This window comes from Pontibacter sp. Tf4, from assembly GCF_014212495.1.
Lineage (GTDB): Bacteria > Bacteroidota > Bacteroidia > Cytophagales > Hymenobacteraceae > Pontibacter.
The window spans coordinates 643,037-663,940 of the sequence record NZ_JACKZC010000001.1 but is presented as its reverse complement, the minus strand read 5'-3'; the positions used below and the strand labels follow the sequence as shown (position 1 = coordinate 663,940).

Annotated in this window: 16 protein-coding genes; 5 read left to right on the top strand and 11 right to left on the bottom strand. The window is 48.0% G+C overall.

Annotated features, from left to right (window positions below):
* Positions 1 to 90: 90 nt before the first annotated feature.
* The 3 genes from feoB to H7F15_RS02860 all read right to left on the bottom strand — a co-directional run bounded on the left by feoB (position 91) and on the right by H7F15_RS02860 (position 5,227).
* On the bottom strand, positions 91 to 2,244 hold the full coding sequence (gene feoB / locus H7F15_RS02870) for a ferrous iron transport protein B (RefSeq protein ID WP_185195423.1): 2,154 nt from the start codon (positions 2,242 to 2,244) through the stop codon (positions 91 to 93).
* Between the two features lie 10 nt (positions 2,245 to 2,254).
* Complete coding sequence (locus tag H7F15_RS02865; protein ID WP_185195422.1) at positions 2,255 to 2,503, bottom strand: FeoA family protein; 249 nt, start codon at positions 2,501 to 2,503, stop codon at positions 2,255 to 2,257.
* Between the two features lie 255 nt (positions 2,504 to 2,758).
* Positions 2,759 to 5,227 carry a bifunctional UDP-N-acetylmuramoyl-tripeptide:D-alanyl-D-alanine ligase/alanine racemase gene (locus H7F15_RS02860; protein ID WP_185195421.1) on the bottom strand — a complete coding sequence of 823 codons (2,469 nt, stop codon included), beginning with the start codon at positions 5,225 to 5,227 and terminating at the stop codon, positions 2,759 to 2,761.
* A 285-nt stretch (positions 5,228 to 5,512) separates the two neighbouring features.
* On the opposite strand from H7F15_RS02860, the gene H7F15_RS02855 reads away from it, so the two are divergent.
* Positions 5,513 to 6,463, top strand: coding sequence for an EamA family transporter (locus H7F15_RS02855; protein ID WP_185195420.1), 951 nt, complete (start codon positions 5,513 to 5,515; stop codon positions 6,461 to 6,463).
* A gap of 50 nt (positions 6,464 to 6,513) precedes the next feature.
* On the opposite strand, the gene H7F15_RS02850 is transcribed toward H7F15_RS02855, so the two are convergent.
* The 3 genes from H7F15_RS02850 to H7F15_RS02840 form a co-directional block, all read right to left on the bottom strand.
* Positions 6,514 to 6,810 carry a hypothetical protein gene (locus H7F15_RS02850; RefSeq protein WP_185195419.1) on the bottom strand — a complete coding sequence of 99 codons (297 nt, stop codon included), beginning with the start codon at positions 6,808 to 6,810 and terminating at the stop codon, positions 6,514 to 6,516.
* Positions 6,811 to 6,879: 69 nt separating this feature from the next.
* Complete coding sequence (locus tag H7F15_RS02845; RefSeq protein WP_185195418.1) at positions 6,880 to 9,474, bottom strand: DUF5686 and carboxypeptidase regulatory-like domain-containing protein; 2,595 nt, start codon at positions 9,472 to 9,474, stop codon at positions 6,880 to 6,882.
* 102 nt (positions 9,475 to 9,576) lie between these two features.
* Positions 9,577 to 10,440 carry a DMT family transporter gene (locus H7F15_RS02840; RefSeq protein WP_185195417.1) on the bottom strand — a complete coding sequence of 288 codons (864 nt, stop codon included), beginning with the start codon at positions 10,438 to 10,440 and terminating at the stop codon, positions 9,577 to 9,579.
* A 216-nt stretch (positions 10,441 to 10,656) separates the two neighbouring features.
* Here H7F15_RS02840 and H7F15_RS02835 point away from each other — a divergent pair, with 216 nt between their 5' ends.
* The 3 genes from H7F15_RS02835 to H7F15_RS02825 all read left to right on the top strand — a co-directional run bounded on the left by H7F15_RS02835 (position 10,657) and on the right by H7F15_RS02825 (position 12,346).
* Positions 10,657 to 11,139: a regulatory protein RecX gene (locus tag H7F15_RS02835; RefSeq protein ID WP_185195416.1), complete on the top strand. Its 483-nt coding sequence runs from the start codon at positions 10,657 to 10,659 to the stop codon at positions 11,137 to 11,139.
* Positions 11,140 to 11,268: 129 nt separating this feature from the next.
* The gene (locus H7F15_RS02830) at positions 11,269 to 12,042 is read left to right on the top strand and encodes a hypothetical protein (protein WP_185195415.1); all 774 of its coding nucleotides are present in this window, start codon (positions 11,269 to 11,271) and stop codon (positions 12,040 to 12,042) included.
* Positions 12,043 to 12,100: 58 nt separating this feature from the next.
* The gene (locus H7F15_RS02825; RefSeq protein ID WP_185195414.1) at positions 12,101 to 12,346 is read left to right on the top strand and encodes a PLD nuclease N-terminal domain-containing protein; all 246 of its coding nucleotides are present in this window, start codon (positions 12,101 to 12,103) and stop codon (positions 12,344 to 12,346) included.
* Here the strand turns inward: H7F15_RS02825 and H7F15_RS02820 are convergent.
* The 5 genes from H7F15_RS02820 to H7F15_RS02800 form a co-directional block, all read right to left on the bottom strand.
* Complete coding sequence (locus tag H7F15_RS02820) at positions 12,341 to 12,970, bottom strand: DUF4230 domain-containing protein (protein ID WP_185195413.1); 630 nt, start codon at positions 12,968 to 12,970, stop codon at positions 12,341 to 12,343. The genes H7F15_RS02825 and H7F15_RS02820 overlap by 6 nt on opposite strands.
* A 78-nt stretch (positions 12,971 to 13,048) precedes the next feature.
* Positions 13,049 to 13,948 (bottom strand): 1-aminocyclopropane-1-carboxylate deaminase/D-cysteine desulfhydrase, encoded by a 900-nt coding sequence (locus tag H7F15_RS02815; RefSeq protein ID WP_185195412.1) that lies wholly within the window; start codon positions 13,946 to 13,948, stop codon positions 13,049 to 13,051.
* Positions 13,949 to 14,091: 143 nt separating this feature from the next.
* A complete protein-coding gene (locus tag H7F15_RS02810; RefSeq protein ID WP_185195411.1) occupies positions 14,092 to 16,539 on the bottom strand; it encodes a YfhO family protein in 2,448 nt (815 codons plus the stop codon).
* A gap of 570 nt (positions 16,540 to 17,109) precedes the next feature.
* Positions 17,110 to 18,030, bottom strand: coding sequence for a hypothetical protein (locus tag H7F15_RS02805; RefSeq protein ID WP_185195410.1), 921 nt, complete (start codon positions 18,028 to 18,030; stop codon positions 17,110 to 17,112).
* 90 nt (positions 18,031 to 18,120) lie between these two features.
* Entirely contained in the window at positions 18,121 to 18,399 is a 279-nt protein-coding gene (locus H7F15_RS02800) for a DUF4834 family protein (protein ID WP_185195409.1), read from the bottom strand.
* A 256-nt stretch (positions 18,400 to 18,655) separates the two neighbouring features.
* Between H7F15_RS02800 and H7F15_RS02795 the strand changes: the two genes are divergently transcribed.
* Positions 18,656 to 20,596, top strand: coding sequence for an LTA synthase family protein (locus H7F15_RS02795; protein ID WP_185195408.1), 1,941 nt, complete (start codon positions 18,656 to 18,658; stop codon positions 20,594 to 20,596).
* The last annotated feature ends 308 nt before the right edge of the window (positions 20,597 to 20,904 follow it).

Here is a 20,904-nt window from a genome sequence, read left to right as displayed (position 1 = left end):
GTAGCGGCCAGCCGAAGAACATAGGATTGGATAAAAAAAACAGCCCGGTCTGGCAGGCAGACCGGGCTGTTTTTTACCAGGCTATCGTATTTAGCTTAGCACCTGGTAAGTTATAAAGGCTGTCACAAATGCAAGTCCGGTCATGTATACCAGCTGGGCCAGTGGCCACATCCACGATTTGGTTTCGCGGCGCACAACAGCCAGGGTGCTTACGCACTGCATAGCAAACAGGTAAAAGATCATAAGCGAGAACGAGCGGGCCGGTGTAAAGTAAGGATTACCCTCTTTATCTTTCTCCATCATCAGCTTATCCTTAATGGTAGTCACGTTCTCTTCTTCGCCTATACTATAGATCGTAGACATGGTACCCACAAACACTTCGCGGGCAGCAAAAGAGGTAAGCAGCGCAATCCCGATCTTCCAGTTATAGCCAAGCGGCGCAATTACAGGCTCTATTGTTCTGCCGATCACACCCGCGTAAGATGACTCCAGCTGGTGCGAATTGATCAGGTTCTGCAATTCTGTCTCGTTCAGGTTCTGCTGGCGGGCTTCTACTATAGCCTGCTGTTCTGCCCGCTCAAAGCTGTCGCCTGGTCCATAGGATGCCAGCACCCATAGTATAACCGAAATGGCAACAATCACCTTACCGGCCTCAAACACAAATGCTTTTACTTTCTCAACTATAGTTAAGCCAACGTTTTTCCAGCGCGGCATTTTGTACACCGGAAACTCCATTATAAAATAGCTGCGTTCGCGGGCTTTCAGGATCACCTTTAATAACAGCGCCGAAAGTATGGCAGCCAAAAAGCCTATCAGGTACAACGCCATCAGCACAATGCCCTGCAGGTTCAGGAAGCCAAAGTAATACACCTCTGGCACTACCAGCGCGATCAATACGGTGTAAACTGGGATACGGGCCGAGCAGCTCATGAGCGGCGTCACAAAAATGGTGATCATCCGGTCTTTCCAGTTCTCGATCGTTCTGGCCGACATAACCGCCGGTACCGCGCAGGCTACCCCCGATATAAGTGGCACCACGCTTTTACCGTTCAGGCCGAACTTCCGCATGATCTTGTCCATCATAAACGTAACGCGGGCCATGTAACCGGTTTCTTCCAGTATGGCGATAAAAGCAAACAGGATGGCTATCTGAGGAATGAATACCATCACCCCACCCAAACCGGCAATAATACCTTCGGTAAGCAGGTTGATCAATGGGCCACTGAAGTTTTCCTGTATCAGTCCGTTCAGGCTGGCAAAGCCCTGGTCTATCAGGTCCATCGGGTAACTGGCCCAGGTAAAAATGGCCTGAAACACCAGGAACAGAATAGCCATGAAGATCAGGTAGCCAAATACCTTGTGCGTCAGGATCTGGTCTAAGCGGTTACTGAACTTCTCGTCTTTCTCAACGCGCTCTACGCGCACCACATCCAGCAGCAACTCATTTATATAAGTATAGCGGGCTATCGTTTCATCAGCCTGGGCTACATTAGATTTAAATTCGTGCACATTTACCAGCTGCTCAATAAAGCTCACATCCTCTGCTGATAAGAATTTCAGGCTCTTATACTGATGTGCGTAATGCAGTGCCAGGTAGTCGTTATTCAGGCCGAAGCGGGCTTTTATAGTTTCCGTTACCGGTCTCAGCGCATCGGGCACCGTGTAAAACTGCACGGCCGTTGGCTCCAGTTGCTGCGATATCAGGATCTTAAGGGCAGCCACACCTACGCCTTTGCGGGCATTCATAGGTACAACCGGAACACCCAGGCCTTTGTGCAGCGCAGGTATATCGATCCTTACACCTTCCTGTTCAGCCACATCTACCATGTTCAGGGCAAGTATAGCTGGTATTTTCAGGTCGGCTAACTGGGTAAACAGCAACAGGTTACGCTTCAGGTTTGAGGCGTCGGCGGTTACTACTACAAGGTCGGGATAATGCTTGGATGTATGGTCGTACAGCAGATCAATGATCACGCGCTCATCCAGCGACTTCGGATATAAACTATAGGTACCGGGCAGGTCGATGATCTGCACCTTATGGGTAGCACTTAAATGGCAGGTACCTGTTTTTTTATCAACGGTTACGCCCGGGAAATTGCCAACCTTCTGGTTAAGTCCGGTAAGCTGGTTAAATAAAGAGGTTTTACCTGAGTTCGGATTACCCACCAGCGCAACTCTGGCAACAGCATGGCTGGCTGCAACTGGCGGCGTCTGGATTTTCTCAGGCTGGGCTACTACAGTCATGTAAGCGGTGCTATTTCAGCATTATAGTTTCGGCTTCGTCGAGGCGCAAAGACAAGGTATAGTCATTCACAATGATGGTGATCGGGTCACCGAGAGGGGCGCGGCTGTTTAATTTTACCTGCGTACCAGGCAAACAACCCATTTCCAGGAGCTTTAAGCCCATTTCAGGATCTTTCAGGCAACAGATGGTACCTGTCTCGCCAACCCTCAGGTCGCGTACACTTTTCTTGTCGTTATGCTCTTCTACCCTATTCTGCACAGTAAGCCGTTTTTATTTAGACTGTTTATAAACAACCGCAAGTTACAAGGTGTTCACCTTTAAAGCAAAAGTTTTACACATTTGGAGATGAGGAGATTTGGAGATTTGAAAATTTGAAGATGATAAAAGTTGTCTGAACCAGGATTCTCAGGATTAGAAAATTTACAGGATGCTATAGTTTGTAACTTTCAGTTAATATAAATAAGGCATAGCGATTCATCATTTCCACATCTTCAAATCTCCAAATCAACAATCTTACTCCGAATAAAAGATGCGTTTTACGCGGGAGCTGACATTGGTGAGCAGTTCGTAAGGGATGGTGCCGATGCGGTCGGCAATGTCGGTGAGGGTGAGCTGGGGGCCGAAGATAATGGCTTCGTCGCCGGCTTTTACGGGCAGGCCAGTTACATCTACCATGCACATATCCATGCACACATTACCGATGATCGGGCAGCGTTTTCCGTTGATAATGACCTGACCGGCTCCGTTACCGAAGCGTCGGTCGTAACCATCGGCATAACCTATAGCTATAGTTGCAATTGTCTTGTCCTTATCAGCAATACCTTTGCGGCTGTAGCCTACGGTTTCGCCGGCAACAATGCTTTTAACCTGCGATACCGTGGTTTTAAGCGTACTGACAGATTTAAGGGCTTCCTGCTCCGAGCCGGTTGCTTCCACGCCATATAAGCCAATGCCCAGACGTACCATGTCCAGCTGGTGTTCCGGGAAACGCACAATGCCGGCCGAATTCAGCACGTGTTTGATAACAGGGTAACCTAACCTGGCCTCTACTTCGGCCGCCATTTTTCTGAAATTGCTGATCTGTAGTTGCGAGAAATCGTTGTGCAGGGCTTCGTCGGCGCCGGCTAAATGGGTAAACGTACTGACCACCTGCACCTGCGGATGCTGTTGCAGCACCGGGAACAGGGCATCAAAATCTTCCGGGGTAAAGCCAAGGCGGTGCATGCCGGTATCCAGCTTTAAGTGGATGCGGTGGCGCGGGCCTTCGGCAGGCAGGTCGTTCAGGTATAGTTGCAGTAGTTCCAGCGAGTAAATTTCGGGCTCCAGGTTGTACTGTCGTAGTTTGGCAAAGCTATCCGGCGAGGGGTTCATTACCATGATCGGCAGCGTTATTCCGTTTTCGCGCAGCAGTACACCTTCATCTGCGTAGGCTACAGCCAGGTAATCTACCCGGTGGAACTGCAACAGGTTGGCCACTTCGAAGCTTCCGCTTCCGTAGGCAAAGGCTTTTACCATCACCATCAGCTTTGTTTCCGGGGCAAGTTTAGATCTATAGTAGTTCAGGTTGTGTACCAGCGCATCAAGGTTTACTTCCAGCACCGTGCCGTGCACCTTCTGCTGAAACGCATGCACGATCCGCTCAAACTCAAACACACGGGCACCTTTCACCAGTATCAGCTCGTTCCGGAAATCTTCGGCTTTAAACTGGCCCAGAAACTCCGCAGTGCTACTATAGAACACGGCCTCGCCAGCAAACTTTAACCCGTGATGGCTTATAGTTGGCCCGATACCGATAACCTTATCTACATGATGGTTCTGAACAAGCAGAGCCACCTGGCTGTACAAAGCCGCTTCCGACAAGCCGGACTCCAGCAGATCGGAAAGGATGATGGTGCGCTTACCGCGTTGTGGCTGGTTTGCTAAAAACTGCAGGGCGATGGCCAGACCTGCCAGGTCGTTGTTGTAGGTGTCGTCTATCAGGTAGCAGCCGTTTATGGCCTCCTTCATTTCCAAGCGCATGGCCACCGGGTGCAGCCGGTCCAACCGGTCCTGTATCTCGGCTAATGGCACATTGCGGTACAGCAATACGGCCAGGCAGTGCAGGGCATTCTCTACAGAGGCCTCGTCGGTAAACGGGATAGCCAGGCGTTGTTTTTCGCCCTGGTAGGTGTACACAACTATAGTTTTATGGCCGGCGGCGGTAGTGGCGTTTATAGTTATATCGGATGGGTGCTGGCGGCTCCAGGTAAACGTTTTTATAGTTTGCTTTTGTATTTCCTGATGCAGCAACTCATAGTCGGTGCAGTAAATAAGCACATCTACCCCAGTGAACAGTTTTAGTTTTTCCTGCACCTTCTGCTGCCGCGATGTAAAGCCTTCGTCGTGTGCCGTACCGATGTTGGTGAAAATGCCTATAGTTGGCCGGATGATGGACTGTAGTTTTTCCATTTCGCCGGGCATGGAAATACCGGCTTCAAAAATACCTATAGTATGGTTGCTGTTTAACTGCCACACCGAAAGCGGAACGCCCAACTGCGAGTTATAGCTGCGGGGGCTTTTTACAACCAGTTCGTCGGGGGCAAGCAGCTGCGCCAGCCACTCCTTCACAATCGTTTTACCGTTGCTGCCCGTTATGCCAACTATAGGAATTGTAAACTGTGCGCGGTGCCAGGCCGCCAATTGCTGCAACGCCTGCAAACTATTGGCTACAACTATAATATTGGCCTCCGGGAAAAGCCTGCTATAGTTAAAGCCTTTTGCATCCTGCTCGTGCTCAACTATAAACTGCCGTACGCCTTGCTGGTACAAACCGGCCAGGTACTTATGCCCGTCGTTAAACTTGCCATTTATCGCGAAAAACACCGTACCAGCCGGCTGCGACAATTTGCGGCTATCGGTGAGTAGTTGGTTAACAGGAAGCGGCGCTGCAAACTGCAGTACTTTTCCGTTGGTTTTAGTGGCAAGTTGCTGAAACGTGAGCATATACAGGGTACTATCGTTAAGGCCCGAAAGTTAAGAGATAAATAAGTTAATTCAGTTAAAGAGTTTAGGAGTTAGAGAGTTTAGGAATTGTAAAAGTTAGAAAGTTTGGAAGTTAGGAAGTTAGAAATCCTGCAAATCCTTTAATTCTGTAAATCTTGATTCAGACAACCCAACAATCCAACCATTTAACCATGCAGCCATTTAGCAATTTACAATTCAACCAAACAACAATTAACAATCAGCAAGCAACAATCAGTTACCTTTGCGCTCTTTTTATAGTTTAACATGAAAACAATCAAAGCAAATCCCTTTTATGCGGCTGGCATTGCAGCCTTTCTGATCTGGGGATTTATTCCTTTCCCGCTAAAAGCGCTGGCCGATTACCCGAGCGGGCTGATCCTGTACTTCCGGGTAGCGCTGTCGGTGGGGTTGCTGCTGTTTATTTCAGTTTTCTTCCGGAGGGGTAACATACAGGCAACGCTTAAAACGGTAAAATATGCGGCACCAAAAGAGAAGCGGCAGTTTATAGTTTACACCTTGCTGGGCGGGCTGCTGCTTACCACTAACTGGCTTACGTTCATCTACGTCGTAAATCACATCAACATACAAACGGGCTCTTTCTCGTACCTGCTCTGCCCTATCCTGACTGCGGTGCTGGGCTTTTTATTGCTGAAAGAAGAACTGCGCCCCAACCAATGGCTGGCCATCGGGCTGAGTGTTGTCAGCTGTATTCTGATCGGTACCGGAGAGCTGACAAGCCTTTTGTTCAGCCTGATGATTGCCCTGAGCTATGCGTTTTACCTGATCACGCAGCGTATTCTGCGGGCGTATGATAAAATTGTGCTGCTTACGCTACAGTTGTTGCTGGCATTTATGCTGATCGGGCCGTTCTATAGTTTCTTTAAAGGCGATGCAACTATAGCCCTGGATGGAAAATTCTTCCTGAGCGTAAGCATCCTGAGTGCTTTGTTTACGGTGCTGCCCTTGTTCCTGAACCTGTTTGCTTTAAAAGAGCTAACCTCCGGCACCATTGGTATCCTGATGTACATTAACCCGATCATGAACTTTGTGATTGCCTTTGTATACTTTAACGAGGAAACCACAGCGGTAAAAGTGGCGGCCTATGTGCTCATCTTTATTTCGGTGATCATTTATAACCTGAACCTGAAGAAGCGGCGCAAAACTGCAGACGGCATGCCAGTACCACCCACTTCGGCAGCTACCACTCTAAAATAGCAAAAGGCCCCGCCGTTTAAGCAGGGCCTTTTTTATGGTTCTCAACAAAATTATTGCTGCTGACCTCCTTCTCGTTCTTTCTGTTTGTCCAGTTTTTCCATCTGTCGGGCGGCGGTGTCTACGTTAGGTGGCAGGTTGCCAAACTGGTCGGCCTGTTCGCCGGTAACAGCTGTGTCGCCGATCGGGGCAGGCCGTGGCTCTGACAGGTTGGTAACTTCAGGATCTTCGGCAATAGCATCGGCAGTTCCTGTATCGCCGGGTTCCGGCTTATTGCCGCACCCAACGCCAACTATAGCTGCAAAAGCTACGGCAACTCCTGTTTTAAGTATCGATAGTTTCGTTTTCATCGTGGTTCATGCTTTAATTCAGGCTTTTTTTAACGGCGTTCGGTCTCAATTAGTTATCTGCAACTATAGCTAAAACCCAAAGCCAACCACCAGCCCGGTACGCGCCTTCTGCCCTTCCTGGAACGAGGTCACAAAATCTACCCGCAGAAATTTAAAGATGTGCTCGATACCCACGCCCAGTTCCAGGTAATTGCCCGACTGTTGTGTGTTCAGGTAATTCAGACTGACCACTTCCTGTAGTTTCAGCTTCCGGAAGAGCGGTATCTTGTTAAAAATAAAGCCATTGAAGTGATGCCCGTAGTGCGCCTCGAGGTAATTGTTGTTGGTGCTGTACTTATAGTAGTCGAGTAACTGGAACCCCTCGTAGGCACCGGCAAAAATGGTGCGGTTGCCGTTAAAGTGGCGGTAATCCATCAGGGTCATTTCCTCTTTGTTCCAGAACACGCCGCCGGTCAAACTATAGTTGCTGGCACCCAGCAGGCCAAGTTTCAGTTCATCGCTGATGCGCAGTGCGGCGGTATTGTACTGCACATCGCCGCCAAAGGCTTTTATGCCGGTGCGGTAGGCCAGGCTTATAGTTGGGTATTTAGAGTCGAGGTTAATTTTCTGGTCCGGGCGGGTTATGTAGCGCTGTCCCGGTTTTATACTTAAGCTGAACGAAGCCATCAGCACCTGGTGCGGGTTGAACGCCGTATTTGCCAGTTCAGCATTCTCGGGTACGTTAGAGGTGAAACGGCTTTCACCTTCTGGGCCTTTGTCTCTGAACGAATAGAAGGTACTGTTCTGCAAGGGCATACGGTGGGCATACTCCAGGTTGGCTGTCAGTTGCAGGCCGTTCCTGAGCTCGCCGCGGTGGGCCAGCCGTATAAAGTCGCGCTGGTATAGTTTCATGTAGTTCCGCTCGGCCACCAGCGTGTACAGCGTGTTAATGAAGGGCGCTATCGGGTCGATACTGTTGATCTGGTTCACATAGCGGCCGCCTTCGAGCTGCACAATACTATTAGTGGTGGTATTATAAACATAGGCGGCCCGTAGTTTGGCATTCAGCTTTTCGTTGGCAAAACCATAGCGCACGGTTGGCTCAATAATGTAGCGGCGGCGGTCATCAAAACGGCGGCCATAAGTAACTTTCACATCGGCTACCTGGCCTTCCACGGTGTTGTACTGCAGAATGCTGCCATTGGTAGGGCTCACGACCGGGTCGAAGCGCAGGTAATTGTCTTCGTAGCTGTTGCGGTAAGTGTAGCCGCTCAAAAACAGGTTGCCAAAAGTGGGCTTGTTCCGGATACGGTCCAGCGAATCCTGGTACACTTTTGATTCCTTAATGATCTCGAGACTATCTTTCTTCAGGTAATCTTTGGACTCTTCTCTGGTAAGTGGTGTTGGCCGTATCTTGTCCCAGTACAGCGAGTCGCGTTTGTTGGCATCCTTATCCACTACCAAAATCTCCTTGCTGAAGATCTTGTCATTGTGGATCGGCTTTTCGTTAGGGTCGGCTTTTTCGGGCTCTATGATCTTGTACTTTGGTTTGGGAGCAGTTTTAACGGCCTGGTTGCTGGCAACTATAGCTTCTTCGGGTTCGGGAGCAATTTCTTCTATAACCGGTGGTTTTTTATAAGCGGCCTGCACTTTATAGTTGGAGTACACGCCCGTTACATAGCCACGCCCTTTAAAGCCCAGCCCGGCAGCCTCAAACGTAAATTTCTGCGATACCGGCATCCAGACGTGCTCCAGCACAGGCGCATACACCTGCCGCACGCGTATAAAATCCACAAACTCGATCCCGGCATTCTTGGTCAGCTTCAGATCGGTGCTGTGCAGGCGCCAGGTGCCATCCACAATGTAAATAATTCCTTCAAAAACAGGGTCGTTGCGGCGGCGCGGTATCACCTTTATTTTATTAATGATGCGGCCATTCTCTTCAAAATCGCCCAAATACTGGTACCGGTAAAAGAACAGCGCATTGTTGGCCAGCGGCGACACAAAACCGCGCTCGCTCAGGCCGTCTATCTTCAGCAGGTTCTCATAAAAGCTCACGTTCATTTCCGATGCCTGGTTAAACGTAAAGCCTTTTTTCTGCCCGCTCACCCGCGAGGAGATCAGCCGCTCGTTAATTTTATTGGGCTGCTTTACATGCAACTGCGACACCGATTCTGACAGGTACACAATGCCCGTATCTACATCTACTACCCGTATGCCCAGCACTTTGCTTGGTACTTTATCCATGCGGGCCACACTTTTCATGTACACGCGGGCACTCCAGGCAAGGGCTTCGTTCAGGTGGTATTTGCGCAGGCGAATGGCGTTGCGCATAATGGGGTAGGCAGGGTCTTCGTCGGAGGCGCGCACCACCACTTCCTGCAGGTTCAGTACTTCGGGCAGTAACTGTACATTCAGTTCTACGGGGTGGCCGTTTATTTTTACAACTTCGGTTTTAGCCTTGTAGCCCACGTATTTAAACTCTATGGTATAAGTGCCCGAGTCGAGCTGGAGCTGGTAGTAGCCGTTCTCGTTGGTGGCGGTGCCACTGCTGGTTTCTTTTATGTAGATGCTGGCGAACGGCAGGCCCTGGCCATTTTCATCGGTAAGGCGACCGCGCAGGGTACCTCCCAGGCAGAACAGTGGCAGAACTAAAAGCAGGAACAATAACCAGGTGAAGCGCATGCAAGTTGGGTTAGCTTTTGCCTTATATGCAATATATATAGCTAACGTTACATATTATACGTTTCGTTTATAGTTTGTCTTGTTTTTATACCTGTTTTATTTTCAGGAGGTCTCTGCTTCAGTTGTTTTAGCCAGTTTGCTTTTGTACCGGATGTTCAGGATAACGCCCAGCAACACCAGCGCCATACCGGCATAGGAGCCAAACGTAAAGCTCTCATCAAACATAATAAAGCCCAGCACCAGTGCGTAAAAAATGCCAATGTAGTTCAGGTGCGCAACTTTCGAAAGCTCTTCGGACTGGTACGACATGGTCATGTAATACTGCGCCAGCTGCGTAAAAACACCAACCAGCAACAAAATGGCCCAGTCCCAGCCGGCAGGTGGCACCCATTCAAACAAACTATAGATTCCTGAAAAAGGCAGCGCCACCATCGGAAAGTAGAACACAATTACCAGCGGGTGCTCACGGGTATTCAGCTTACGGATAATGTTATAGGAAATACCGGAAATAGCCGCGCCTGCTACGCCTATCATCAGGTAAAACGGCGAAATACGCACATCTACGCCCTCAATAACCAGGATACCGGCAAACGACACGAGGAAGAAGACCCACTGCCAAGGCTTTACTTTTTCCTTCACTATAAAAATGCCCAGTATAGTGGTAAAGATCGGGGAAAGGTATTGTATGGTTACGGCCGTGGCCAACGGAATATTCTGCAGGGTTGTAAAGTATAGCACAAGCGCAACAGCCCCGGTTATACCCCTTGTTATCAGCAGGCCTTTATGGGTGCCCCAGATGTTTACCTGCTGCCTACGCAACACCATATAGCTCATTACCACAGAGATAACCGAACGAAAGAAAATGATCTCTACGGCCGGAATATGCGGAACCAGCTTAATGCAAACGTTCATCAGCGCAAAAAACAGCGTCGATAGCAACATGTACTGCACACCCTTCGAAAACATAAGCACCTATAGTTTAGCGCAGCAAAGGTAACTGATTGTTGGTTGCTGATTGTTGATTGTTGAATGGTTGGATTGTCTGAATCAAGATTTACAGGATTTAAGGATTTGCAGGATTTCTAACTTCCAAACTTTCTAACTTTTACAACTCCTAAACTCTCTAACTCCCAAACTCTTTAACTTTGCCGTATGTTTATAGTTGAGTAAACGAACTATAGTTTGGAGAAGAAAAAACAGAAAACCTACACCCCGAAAGAAGCGCTGATCAAGGCTGCTTCGTATTGCGCATACCAGGACCGCACCCAGCAGGAAGTGCGCGACAAACTCTATAGTTACGGCCTGGAGCCCGACGATGTGGAAGAGCTGATTGTACGCCTGAGCCAGGAGAAACTGATTGACGAAGAGCGCTATGCCCAAAGCTATGTTCGTGGCAAGTATGGCTTAAAAAAGTGGGGACGCCGCAAGATTATGCAGGGTTTAAAAGCAAAAGGCATTTCCGATTACTGCATTAAGCAAGGCATGAAAGAGATTGACCCCGAACTATACGAACAGAACCTGCTCACCCTGCTCGAGAAAAAGAACACCACCGAAAAAGAGAAAAACCCCTTCACCCGCCGGCAAAAGCTCAGTTATTACCTGCTTAGCAAAGGTTATGAGAACGACCTGGTGCAGGATGCGCTGAAGGGTCTGGAGAAGGAATGAGCAGATAGCTGAATTTATTCGAGAAAAAGTTATATATTAGCTAAGGCGTATATTGTAATCACTTTTGAGCTTACACAACTATAGCTATAATGTAGCTGAGTGTATATTTTTGGTTATACCAGTTAAACTATGAGAACTATTTTAACTTTTGTTCTATTTATTTCACTTGCTTATAGCTCAAAATCTCAAACAATAGATTTGTCGGCTTGGAAACAAGATTCATTACCAACTGGCGAAAGGCTTTATTCTGCAAATCAATCATCAAATAACTGGACTTTCGTCAAGAAGGGAAACAAAATATTAATTGAGGAAAACGATTTCAAACCTGAAAAAGGAGATAATCTACCATTTACACAGGAATTTATCGAAAAACACTTAGAAGAAATCAAGGGTAATCGTTTTGTAAAGAGTGTTGAGGGAGGATACTTAGTTGGGCTGAACCGTGGAGAGTTTGGAGGAGGCCTTTTATTTGTTTCTGATGATGGTTTAACCACCTATATAATTGGACGGTTTTTAAGAATTAAAGAAATTTTTGAATTGGATTCAAAAGTGTATGCAATAGAAGGGCTTGCACATTTAGGTAGTCAAACCGGACAGATCATTGAAATTTTTAAAGGAGATGGCATCTGGAAGTACAAGACACTTTCAAAGCTTTCAGAAACACCTGCTCTGATTGCAAAAAAGGATAATCAACCGATTATAATCACTAGCCAGTACATTCTAAGGTTAAATTCTAATTTAGAAATTGAAGAAATACTAAAATCGCCTTTTTATTGGGGAATGTTGTATCCTTCCTCAATCCATTTTGAAAATAAAGACATCTATCTTGCTATGAGAAAAGGGATTTTAAAAATTGAAGATTTTGAAACAGCTCCCAAGTACAGGTGGTTCGTCAAAAAATAGTCAATGTTAATATAAGGTCAACTAAACCTAAGCTTTAATAATTCTAAACCCAATCTACATGCCTGAAACAACTTTACTTTTTATCGGAGGATTAGCTGCGCAGGAACTGCTTTTCATCCTTCTCTTTTTTGCTGTACCCTTCGGTTTATGGCTTGGCGCTCTGATAGACCTGCTCCGTAGCAACTTTACTGACAGCATTACCAAACTTATCTGGCTGGTAACGATCATTTTCGTGCCTGTACTTGGCGCTATACTTTACCTGCTCATTGGCCGTAAACAAAAAGTAAAGACAGTTAAACTATAGTTTGCGGGGCCGTTCCGGGTTTTGGATGCGCCGCTGCGGTACCAGCACCACGCGCTTGCCGGTAATTTCTTCCAGCATCGGTTTCAGAATTTTCTCGGCATTTACCTGTGTCTGGCGCAGAATACCGGAGTTCAGGGCGGCGCGTTTTACGTTGTTCTCGGCGTATTTAAAGCTTTCTTCCACCAGCTCTGCATCCTGGAAATAAGTATTCTCCTTGCTGAAAACCTTGGACTGACTATGGTCTATTTTATAGTAGCATAGTTCCGGCTCCGGCAGCGCAATTTGTACAGTAGAGTCGCCCTCAAACACAATGTCGCCGGGCTCTATTTTGGTAAAGTCCACGCAGCCTACGGCCTCACCGGCCACAATCAGCACCACTTTAGAGTTGGGGATGTACCGCGATACTTCCTTCTCATATTCCACTACATCCTTAAAATTGTAGCGCACCAGTTCCATTTTGCCCAGCTCTTCCACCGATGTCAGGATGGTGTTATAGTTTACGGTTACAGCAGGCGTTTCTTCCTCAGCACCGAAAAAATCCTTAAAGCTGCGCCAGATAAAGATACCCGCCACTATAATTAAAATCCAGGGGAGCAGGCGAATCAGGAATCGGAGTAAGGGCATGTGGTTTTTGATTTATATGATTTCAGGAGTAAAACCCTGCAACTATAGTTATGGTTACAAAAACTGTTCCTGTTATAACTACACCTCAATGCCCAGCCGCTCTTTAAAGCCTGCGTTGCCCTGCAAACCACCTGTATGGATGGCAACGATGCGTGTACCTTTCGGGAAATAGCTTTTAGAAATCAGGTCAAAAAGCCCGAAAAATAATTTGCCTGTATAGACCGGCTCCAACGGAATCTGGTGCTGCTCATGAAACGCACGAATAAACGCCAGTAACTCCGGTTTTACCCTGGCATAGCCCCCGAAATGATAATCTGTGATCAGCTGCCAGTTGCTATAGTTATGTCCGCTATAGTTGTACACCAGTTGGGCTATCTCCTCTTTCAGAAACTCGCCGCCTTTTAACGCCGGAAAGCCCAGCACCTGCTTCTCTCCTCTCAAACCTGCTATAAGCCCAGCTATAGTTCCGCCGGTGCCGCTGGCGCAACAGATCACATCAAAATCAATCGATATGTCTTCTATAATTTCGGTGCAGCCCTTTACGGCGAGTAAGTTGGTGCCACCTTCCGGAACAAGATAAGGTTGGTTAAATTTCTCTGCTAGTTCAGCTAAAAATGCAGGCTCAGCTTTATGGCGGTATAGTTCTCGGGAGATATAATGCAGTTCCATGCCCTGCTCTGTAGCAAAAGCTAAGGTTGGGTTCAGGGGTAGGTGTTCTTCGCCGCGAATGATACCTATAGTTTTATAGCCGAACTCCGCGCCGGCAGCTGCTGTAGCCGCAATATGGTTAGAGTAAGCCCCACCAAACGTAACTATAGTTTGCTTGCCTTGTGCTTTGGCCTCCTGCAGGTTATACTTCAGCTTTCGCCACTTATTGCCGGAAATGTGCGGATGCAGCAAATCTTCGCGCTTTACCCAAAGGGTAAGCCCGTGTTTTTGTAGAAGCGGATGCTGTAGTTGCTGTAAAGGTGCCTGCATCGTTTGGTGTACGCAAAAGCCCCAACCTTTTATAGTCGGGGCTTTGGTGGTTTAAACAATTGTCATTTCGACGAAAGGAGAAATCTATTTAGAATTTGAGATAGATCTCTCACTCTGTTCGAGATGACAAGAAAATCTATAGTTTACGCAGCTATCGCTTCCTCTCTTTGTTTCTTCTTGAAACCGTAGGCAATAGCACCAGCAATTACCAGTAACAGGATGATAGAAGAAATCAGTGATATTGTGTTACCCACATAATAGGTCTTTGGCTCAAATTTAAACTCGATGGTATGTTTACCAGCCGGTACCTGCATTGCGCGCAGAATGTAATCGGCACGGATATGATCTACCGGTTTGCCATCTAAATATGCCTGCCAGCCTGCATCGTAATATATCTCCGAGAACACGACAAAGCCCGGCTGTGCTGCCTGGTACTCGTATTTCAGATAATCCGGCTCATAAGTGGTCAATTTTATAGTTGCATTATCTGCACTGAACTTCTCCTGCTGCACCGGGAACTTGGTAACGTCGACTATAGCAGTTGTCTCGGCATCAAAACCTGATAAAGCTTCCAGTTCTGCGTCCGGGGTATTTACTTTTTCGATGTTCTGTACAAACCAGGCATTGCCCAATGCACCCGGCACGCGCTGCACCGGTTGTTTCGGGTCGCCGGTAATAGCGTAACGCGTGTTCAGCATGCGCAGCACTTCCAGGTTGTTTTGCGAAATGTGGCGGTCGATCACGTCCTGGTAGCGGCGCAGTTTGGCACCATGGTAACCACCCACTGATTTGTGGAAGTAAGAGGCGCGCGCACTGTTAAACGGATTGGTCGCATCGAACACACGGTAGCTTAAGCCTTTGCCCGGGTCTTTATCATCCAGTATAATGCGGTCTGCCGGGGTCGGCTGGAAATAATTGGCAATTACCTGCTCTTTAAAGTCGCCGCTGTGCAGGTAGCGCTTGTCCACTGTCCAGAGGTCTACCAGTATCAGCACACCCACGCCGGCAATAGCTATCGTTGCCGATACTTTATCTTTTACATAGAAATACAGCACCGCCAGCGCCAGCACAATAAACACCAGCGAACGGAAGGCATCGGATTTCATCATGCTTTCACGGTCGGCACGGATGGCATCGATAGGGTACTGGGCCTGTTGCAACTGAGCATCTACAGCTGAGGTAAAGCTGGCCATGCCGCCAAACAGCCAAACCAGCAAACAGATACCGGCCGTTATTCCACCCGAGATCAGCAGTTTTTTATCCAGGTCTTTTATAGTGCTACGATCTCTGAAGACTCTCCACAACGCCAGCATAGCCAGCAACGGAATAGTGATCTGGGCAATTACCAGCGCCGATGAAACCGCTCTGAACTTATTATACAGCGGAAAATGGTCGAACATGAAGTAGTTAAAAGCGGAGAAATGATGTCCCCATGCCAGCACCAGCGACAGGATGGTTCCGGCCACCAGCCAGCTCGTCCAGCGGCGATCTACGATAAACAGCCCCAGCACAAACAGGAAACAAACTATAGCTCCTGCGTAAACCGGACCGCTCGTCATAGGTTGAGGGCCCCAGTAAGTTGGCATGCCCTGTTGCACGATCTGTTCGGCCTGCACCGGCGGCGCGCCCATTCCCACAAACGCTTTATAAGTTTCGGAGTCTTTATCTAACGGAGTGGTACTGCCGCCACCGTAAAAATCAGGAATCAGTAAGGTTATCGTTTCGCCGATGCCGTAGCTCCAGTTAAAGGCATACTCTCTGTCCAAGCCACTGCTGGTTTTATCGCCGCTGTTTGGTGCGGTTAACTCCGATTTACCACGGATGCTGTATTTGCTGTATTCTGCCGTAGTTGCCAGTCGGCCAAAGTTTACGCCAACGGCCAGCACAGCCGCCAGCAACAGTACCGAACCACGCTTCAGGAGCTCAACTATAGTTCCGTTCTTAACAGCGTAAATAACTTCCACAATGCCCCAAACTATAACCAGCAGCAGCATGTAGTAGGTCATCTGCAGGTGGTTAAAGTGCAGGTTCAGAGTAAGGCCAAGGGCAAACAGGGCAGCTCCTATCCACAGGTTTTTGCGCAGCGCATACAGCAAACCGGCCAGCACCATCGGTATGTAAGCTATAGTTAACGATTTGGTGTTATGGCCTGCCTCCAGGATGATGATATTGTAAGAGGTGAACGCAAACGCGATGGCGCCAACTATAGCCAGCCACGAGCGCATGCCCAATGTTACCAGCAGAATATAGGCACACAGCAGCGTTACAAATATATTACCTGCCATAGCCGGCAAGTTCAGCGAAAGCACCGTGTGAATTACCCCTGAAAGGTCGCCGGGATAGCGCGTGTTGATGAGGTAAGATGGCATGCCGCCGAACATGGAATTGGTCCAGAGGGCTTCTTCGCCGGTTTTTTCGCGGTGCTGCATAATTTCCTGGGCACCACCCCGGAACTGCAGAATATCGTGCTGCGCCATGCCTTTGTCTTCGAACACGACCGGGGCAAAATACACCACTGTAAGTAACAGGAAAACAAGAACCGCGATCAGGTGAGGTAATACATCGCGTTTAAAGTTAATAGAAGCTGTCATATCTGTTTTAGATGCATCAATATAGAGCATGAAAGATATGACAATTATTTTATTTCTGCATTATGGCGCGGTGCGGTAGCTGTTTCTGAAGTATAAACTATAGTTAAAGAACCTCAAAACTCTTGGTAAATCAGATACTATTCCTGATGTGAATCATTTAATAGAATACTATTAATGAACGCACTTTTATATTCTCTTAAATTGCTTCTGGTCCACAACGGAAAGAGTAAAATTAATGAAGGGAAAATCGCCCAGCCAATAAGCACGGTAATTATAGTATTGATACTCTGATCAATTACGAAAGCTAATAAAGTCCATAATATCAGAAAACTCCGCTGTTTCGGATTTGTAATCCGGAACCATTTACCTGCGGATTTGCAATCCGCTTGTTTCCTAGTTGCTAAGGCCTTTGGTATTGCGGATTACAAATCCGCGTTTACAGTACTTTCGGATTGCAAATCCGAAAGAGCGGCAGAGCGTGTCTCGATCATTAAGTGCATAAAACAAAAGCGGCAGAAGTATCTATAGTTTGCTTCTGCCACTTTTATAGTTTATAATCTTAGCTATAGTTTACCGGGTTCTGCCACCACGGCCGCTGCCAAAATTTGCCTGCAAGCCTATGGATGGAATAATGGTGATACCTGAAAAATCGGACTGCTTGCCTTCCAGGAACTCATACGTTCCATAGTCCTGGTAATACATGGTAAGGGATGGCAGAATGTACACGTATTTAAAGCCGATCTTGCCGTTCACGAACAGACCAAACGACGGGAAGTTCTTTTTCGCAAAAACGCCCTCTAAAGGTACTTTCTCGCCGGCGGCATCTTTCACGATCTTGCTCGGGTCGAAGCCATATTTGATGAAGGTGTGGTTGTAAACCGGCCCAAACGAGATATTGCCGATCTCTTCTTCCGGACCAAAGGATTTACTGAACACCAGCGGAATAACAATGTCGCGGCGCGTAGCCGAAAACTCCAGTACCGGTATCAGCTTATCTAAATACAGTTTATCGAAAATGCCGGAGCTTTGCCCGGAATACTGCAGGCCTACGCTGCCATACCAATCACCTACGCCGGGGTTTTCAGGGGTGCCGGTCGGGCCCATAAACTGGTACATGGCGTCAAACACGTGCACGCCGGTAGCATATTTATAGCCTACATCCAGGCGTTCGGCCACACCATAGCGCAGGTAAAAATCGAACGTAGTACCAACCGGGTCCAGGGCATAGGCTACCAGCGCTCTGGAAGCCACGTCGATCTGCTGGCTGTATTCTACTTCTTCGTCGTTGGCAATGGCATCCACAGCGGCTTCGGTGATGTCGTCGAGCTGGCTCAAGGGCTCGGTGGCAATGTTGCCGCCCATGTTAAACCCGGCCTTAAACTGGCCTTTGGGCGTAACCTTGCCGGAGTGAATAACGGAACGGGGAGCGGTACAGCTTGTAACCGCCACGGCAAGTACAGCCGCAAAATAGAAGTATAAACACTTCCGCATAAATGCTCTTTTAAAAGTATAAACGATAACTACCAGCCAAAGCAACCAACAAGTATCGTGCCTGCGAAAACGGGAAAAGAACTATAAGGTTTATTTTACTTCTTCGTAGTCTACGTATTCGCCGCCTTTAAAATCTTTCTGGCCAGGCTGGTTCGGAATGTAGTCGATCTTTACATCGCCGGGCTTGCGGCCATTGCTGCTATAGTTACCATTGTTGGGCTGCGGGCGCTGCTGGTTCATGTTGGTAAAAAAGGCACCGTTACGCATGCTTTTTTTCAGGAACATGCCTAATAAAAAGCGCAGCAGAAACGGAGCTACCAGCCGCAGGAACATGAAGATAAGAATGGTGATGATTATGAACTTGAGCATCTATACCGGAATTATGAATTTTCTGAAAGTTGTTACTATAACTACACAAAGCGCTTGCCAATTGTTCAGAAACTGACACTTTGCCCTGATTTTAAAGCAAAGGTAAAAATTTTGTTCCGAAAGCCCGTAGCCGGCGGGAACCAGCTATAGTTTATCCTGTTATACTCCATAGTTCATCCTAAAATAGCTTAATTTTGCACCGCGCTTCAGTCAAACTATAGTTTAACGGAGTGCAGCCCTATAGTTTTAGACCCTAATGCTTTCAGATAAAAAATATACCTGGCGGAATGTGCACGTGGCGCTGGCTTTGTACCTGTGCCTGGCCATGCTGCTTTACACCATTACCCGCATTCTGTTCTTTGTTTTTAACAGGCACCTGTTCGAGGCCACCAGCATCACCGAGTTTGCTGCGCTGCTGCTACCCGGCCTGCGCTTCGACCTGTCGGCGGTGCTGTACACCAACCTGCTGTTTATGGCCCTGATGCTGATCCCGTTCCGGTTCAGATACAAGGCACCATACCAGAAACTGCTGAAATACACCTTTATAGTTACCAACAGCATCGCGCTGGCTGCCAACCTGATAGATATTGTGTACTACCGCTACACCATGCGCCGCACCACCTGGAGCGTGCTGCGTGAGTTCGCCAACGAAAACGGCGGCGCGCTGGCCGGTAGTTTTATAGTTGATTTCTGGTACATTCCGCTGTTGTGGCTGCTGCTGGTAGCCTTTATGGTGTGGCTGTACGGCAAAATAAAAATGGAGCAGCCGCCCCGGGTGTCATCCTGGCTGTATTACCCGGCGCATACGGCAGTGTTTGGCCTGGTAGTATTTTTAAGTATTGCCGGTATGCGCGGCGGCTTTGCGCACAGCACACGCCCCATCACGCTCAGCAACGCCGGCGAGTATGTAAAGCGGCCCAACGAAATGTACCTGGTGCTCAACACGCCTTTTTCCATGCTCCGAACCATAGGCAAAACCAACTTTAGCAAAGTAGACTACTTCCCGGAGCAGGAGCTCAATGCCCTGTATTCCCCCATCCACCTCCCTGCCGACACTGCCGCCTTTCAGAAAAAGAATGTGGTAATTATTGTGCTGGAGAGTTTTGGAAAGGAAATGATGGGCAGCTACAACGGCGACACCCTGCAGAAGGACGGCTACAAAACCTTTACCCCGTTCCTGGACAAACTGATGCAGGAAAGCAAAGTATACCGGCACTCGTTTACCAACGGACAAAAATCCATTGATGCCCTGCCATCCATCCTGACCAGTATACCGAGCATACAGGAGCCCTTCGTGCTGACACCGTATGCCAGCAACAACCTGCCCAGCCTGCCCCGCACACTTGGCTCAGAAGGCTACCATACCGCCTTTTTCCATGGGGCACCCAACGGCTCGATGGGTTTTAAAGCCTTTATGAACCTGATCGGCGTGCAGGAATACTATGGCAAGGACGAGTACAACAACGACGCTGACTTCGATGGCATGTGGGGCATCTGGGACGACAAGTTTCTGCAGTTCACGGTCGATAAGCTCAACACATTTCAGGAGCCGTTCATGAGCACAGTGTTCACCCTCTCCTCGCACCATCCTTACAAATTACCTGATCAGTATAAAGGTAAATTTGCCAAAGGGCCACTGCCTGTCTTCGAGACCATCAGCTACACTGATATGGCGCTGCAGCATTTTTTTGAGAAGGCCAGCAAAATGCCGTGGTACAACAATACGCTGTTCGTGATCTCGGCAGACCACCCGGCCGCGCCGCGCCATTACCCGGAATTTAATACCGCTTTGGGTGCATTTGCGGCCCCTATCCTGTTCTATGCTCCCGGCGACCCAGCCTTTAAAGGCACCGAGCAGCGCGTAGTGCAGCAACTGGATGTAATGCCAACCATTTTGAGCTACCTCAACTATAGCAAACCGTATTTCTCGTTCGGGAAAAGCAAACTGGATACTACCGCCCCCGATTTTGCAGTTAACTATAGCAACGGTGTGTACCAGTGGATAGAAGATAGCCTGCTGCTGCAGTTCAATGGCAACAAGACCATTGCCCTGTACAATTACCAGCAGGACAGAATGCTGCAGCACGACCTGAAAACTACTTTGCCAGAAAAGCGCGCCCAGCTCGAAAACCGTGTAAAAGCGTTCATCCAGCAATACAACAACCGCATGATCGAAAACAGGCTGCAGGTAAAGTAGCATATGCCGGAGCTATGGTTAATCAGAAGTACCGGTTATAGTTGCACAATTTTTTAAGCCAGCACCGGTTGCCTGGCTATAGTTACAGCAGAAAATTTCTGTCCAATTTTAACACTGAAAAGCCGTTATACTCCTGAAATAAAGCAGCAGAGCCCTTTTTATGTATTAAATCTGTAAAAAGCAAGCGCTAATCCGGCTTCGGATTATAATATCTGTTGAAAATCACTAATTTTGCGGCGGGTTTTTACCCGATATTTATAGTATATTTGAAATATTAAAGGGGCAACCGCACGCCCGCACATATACAA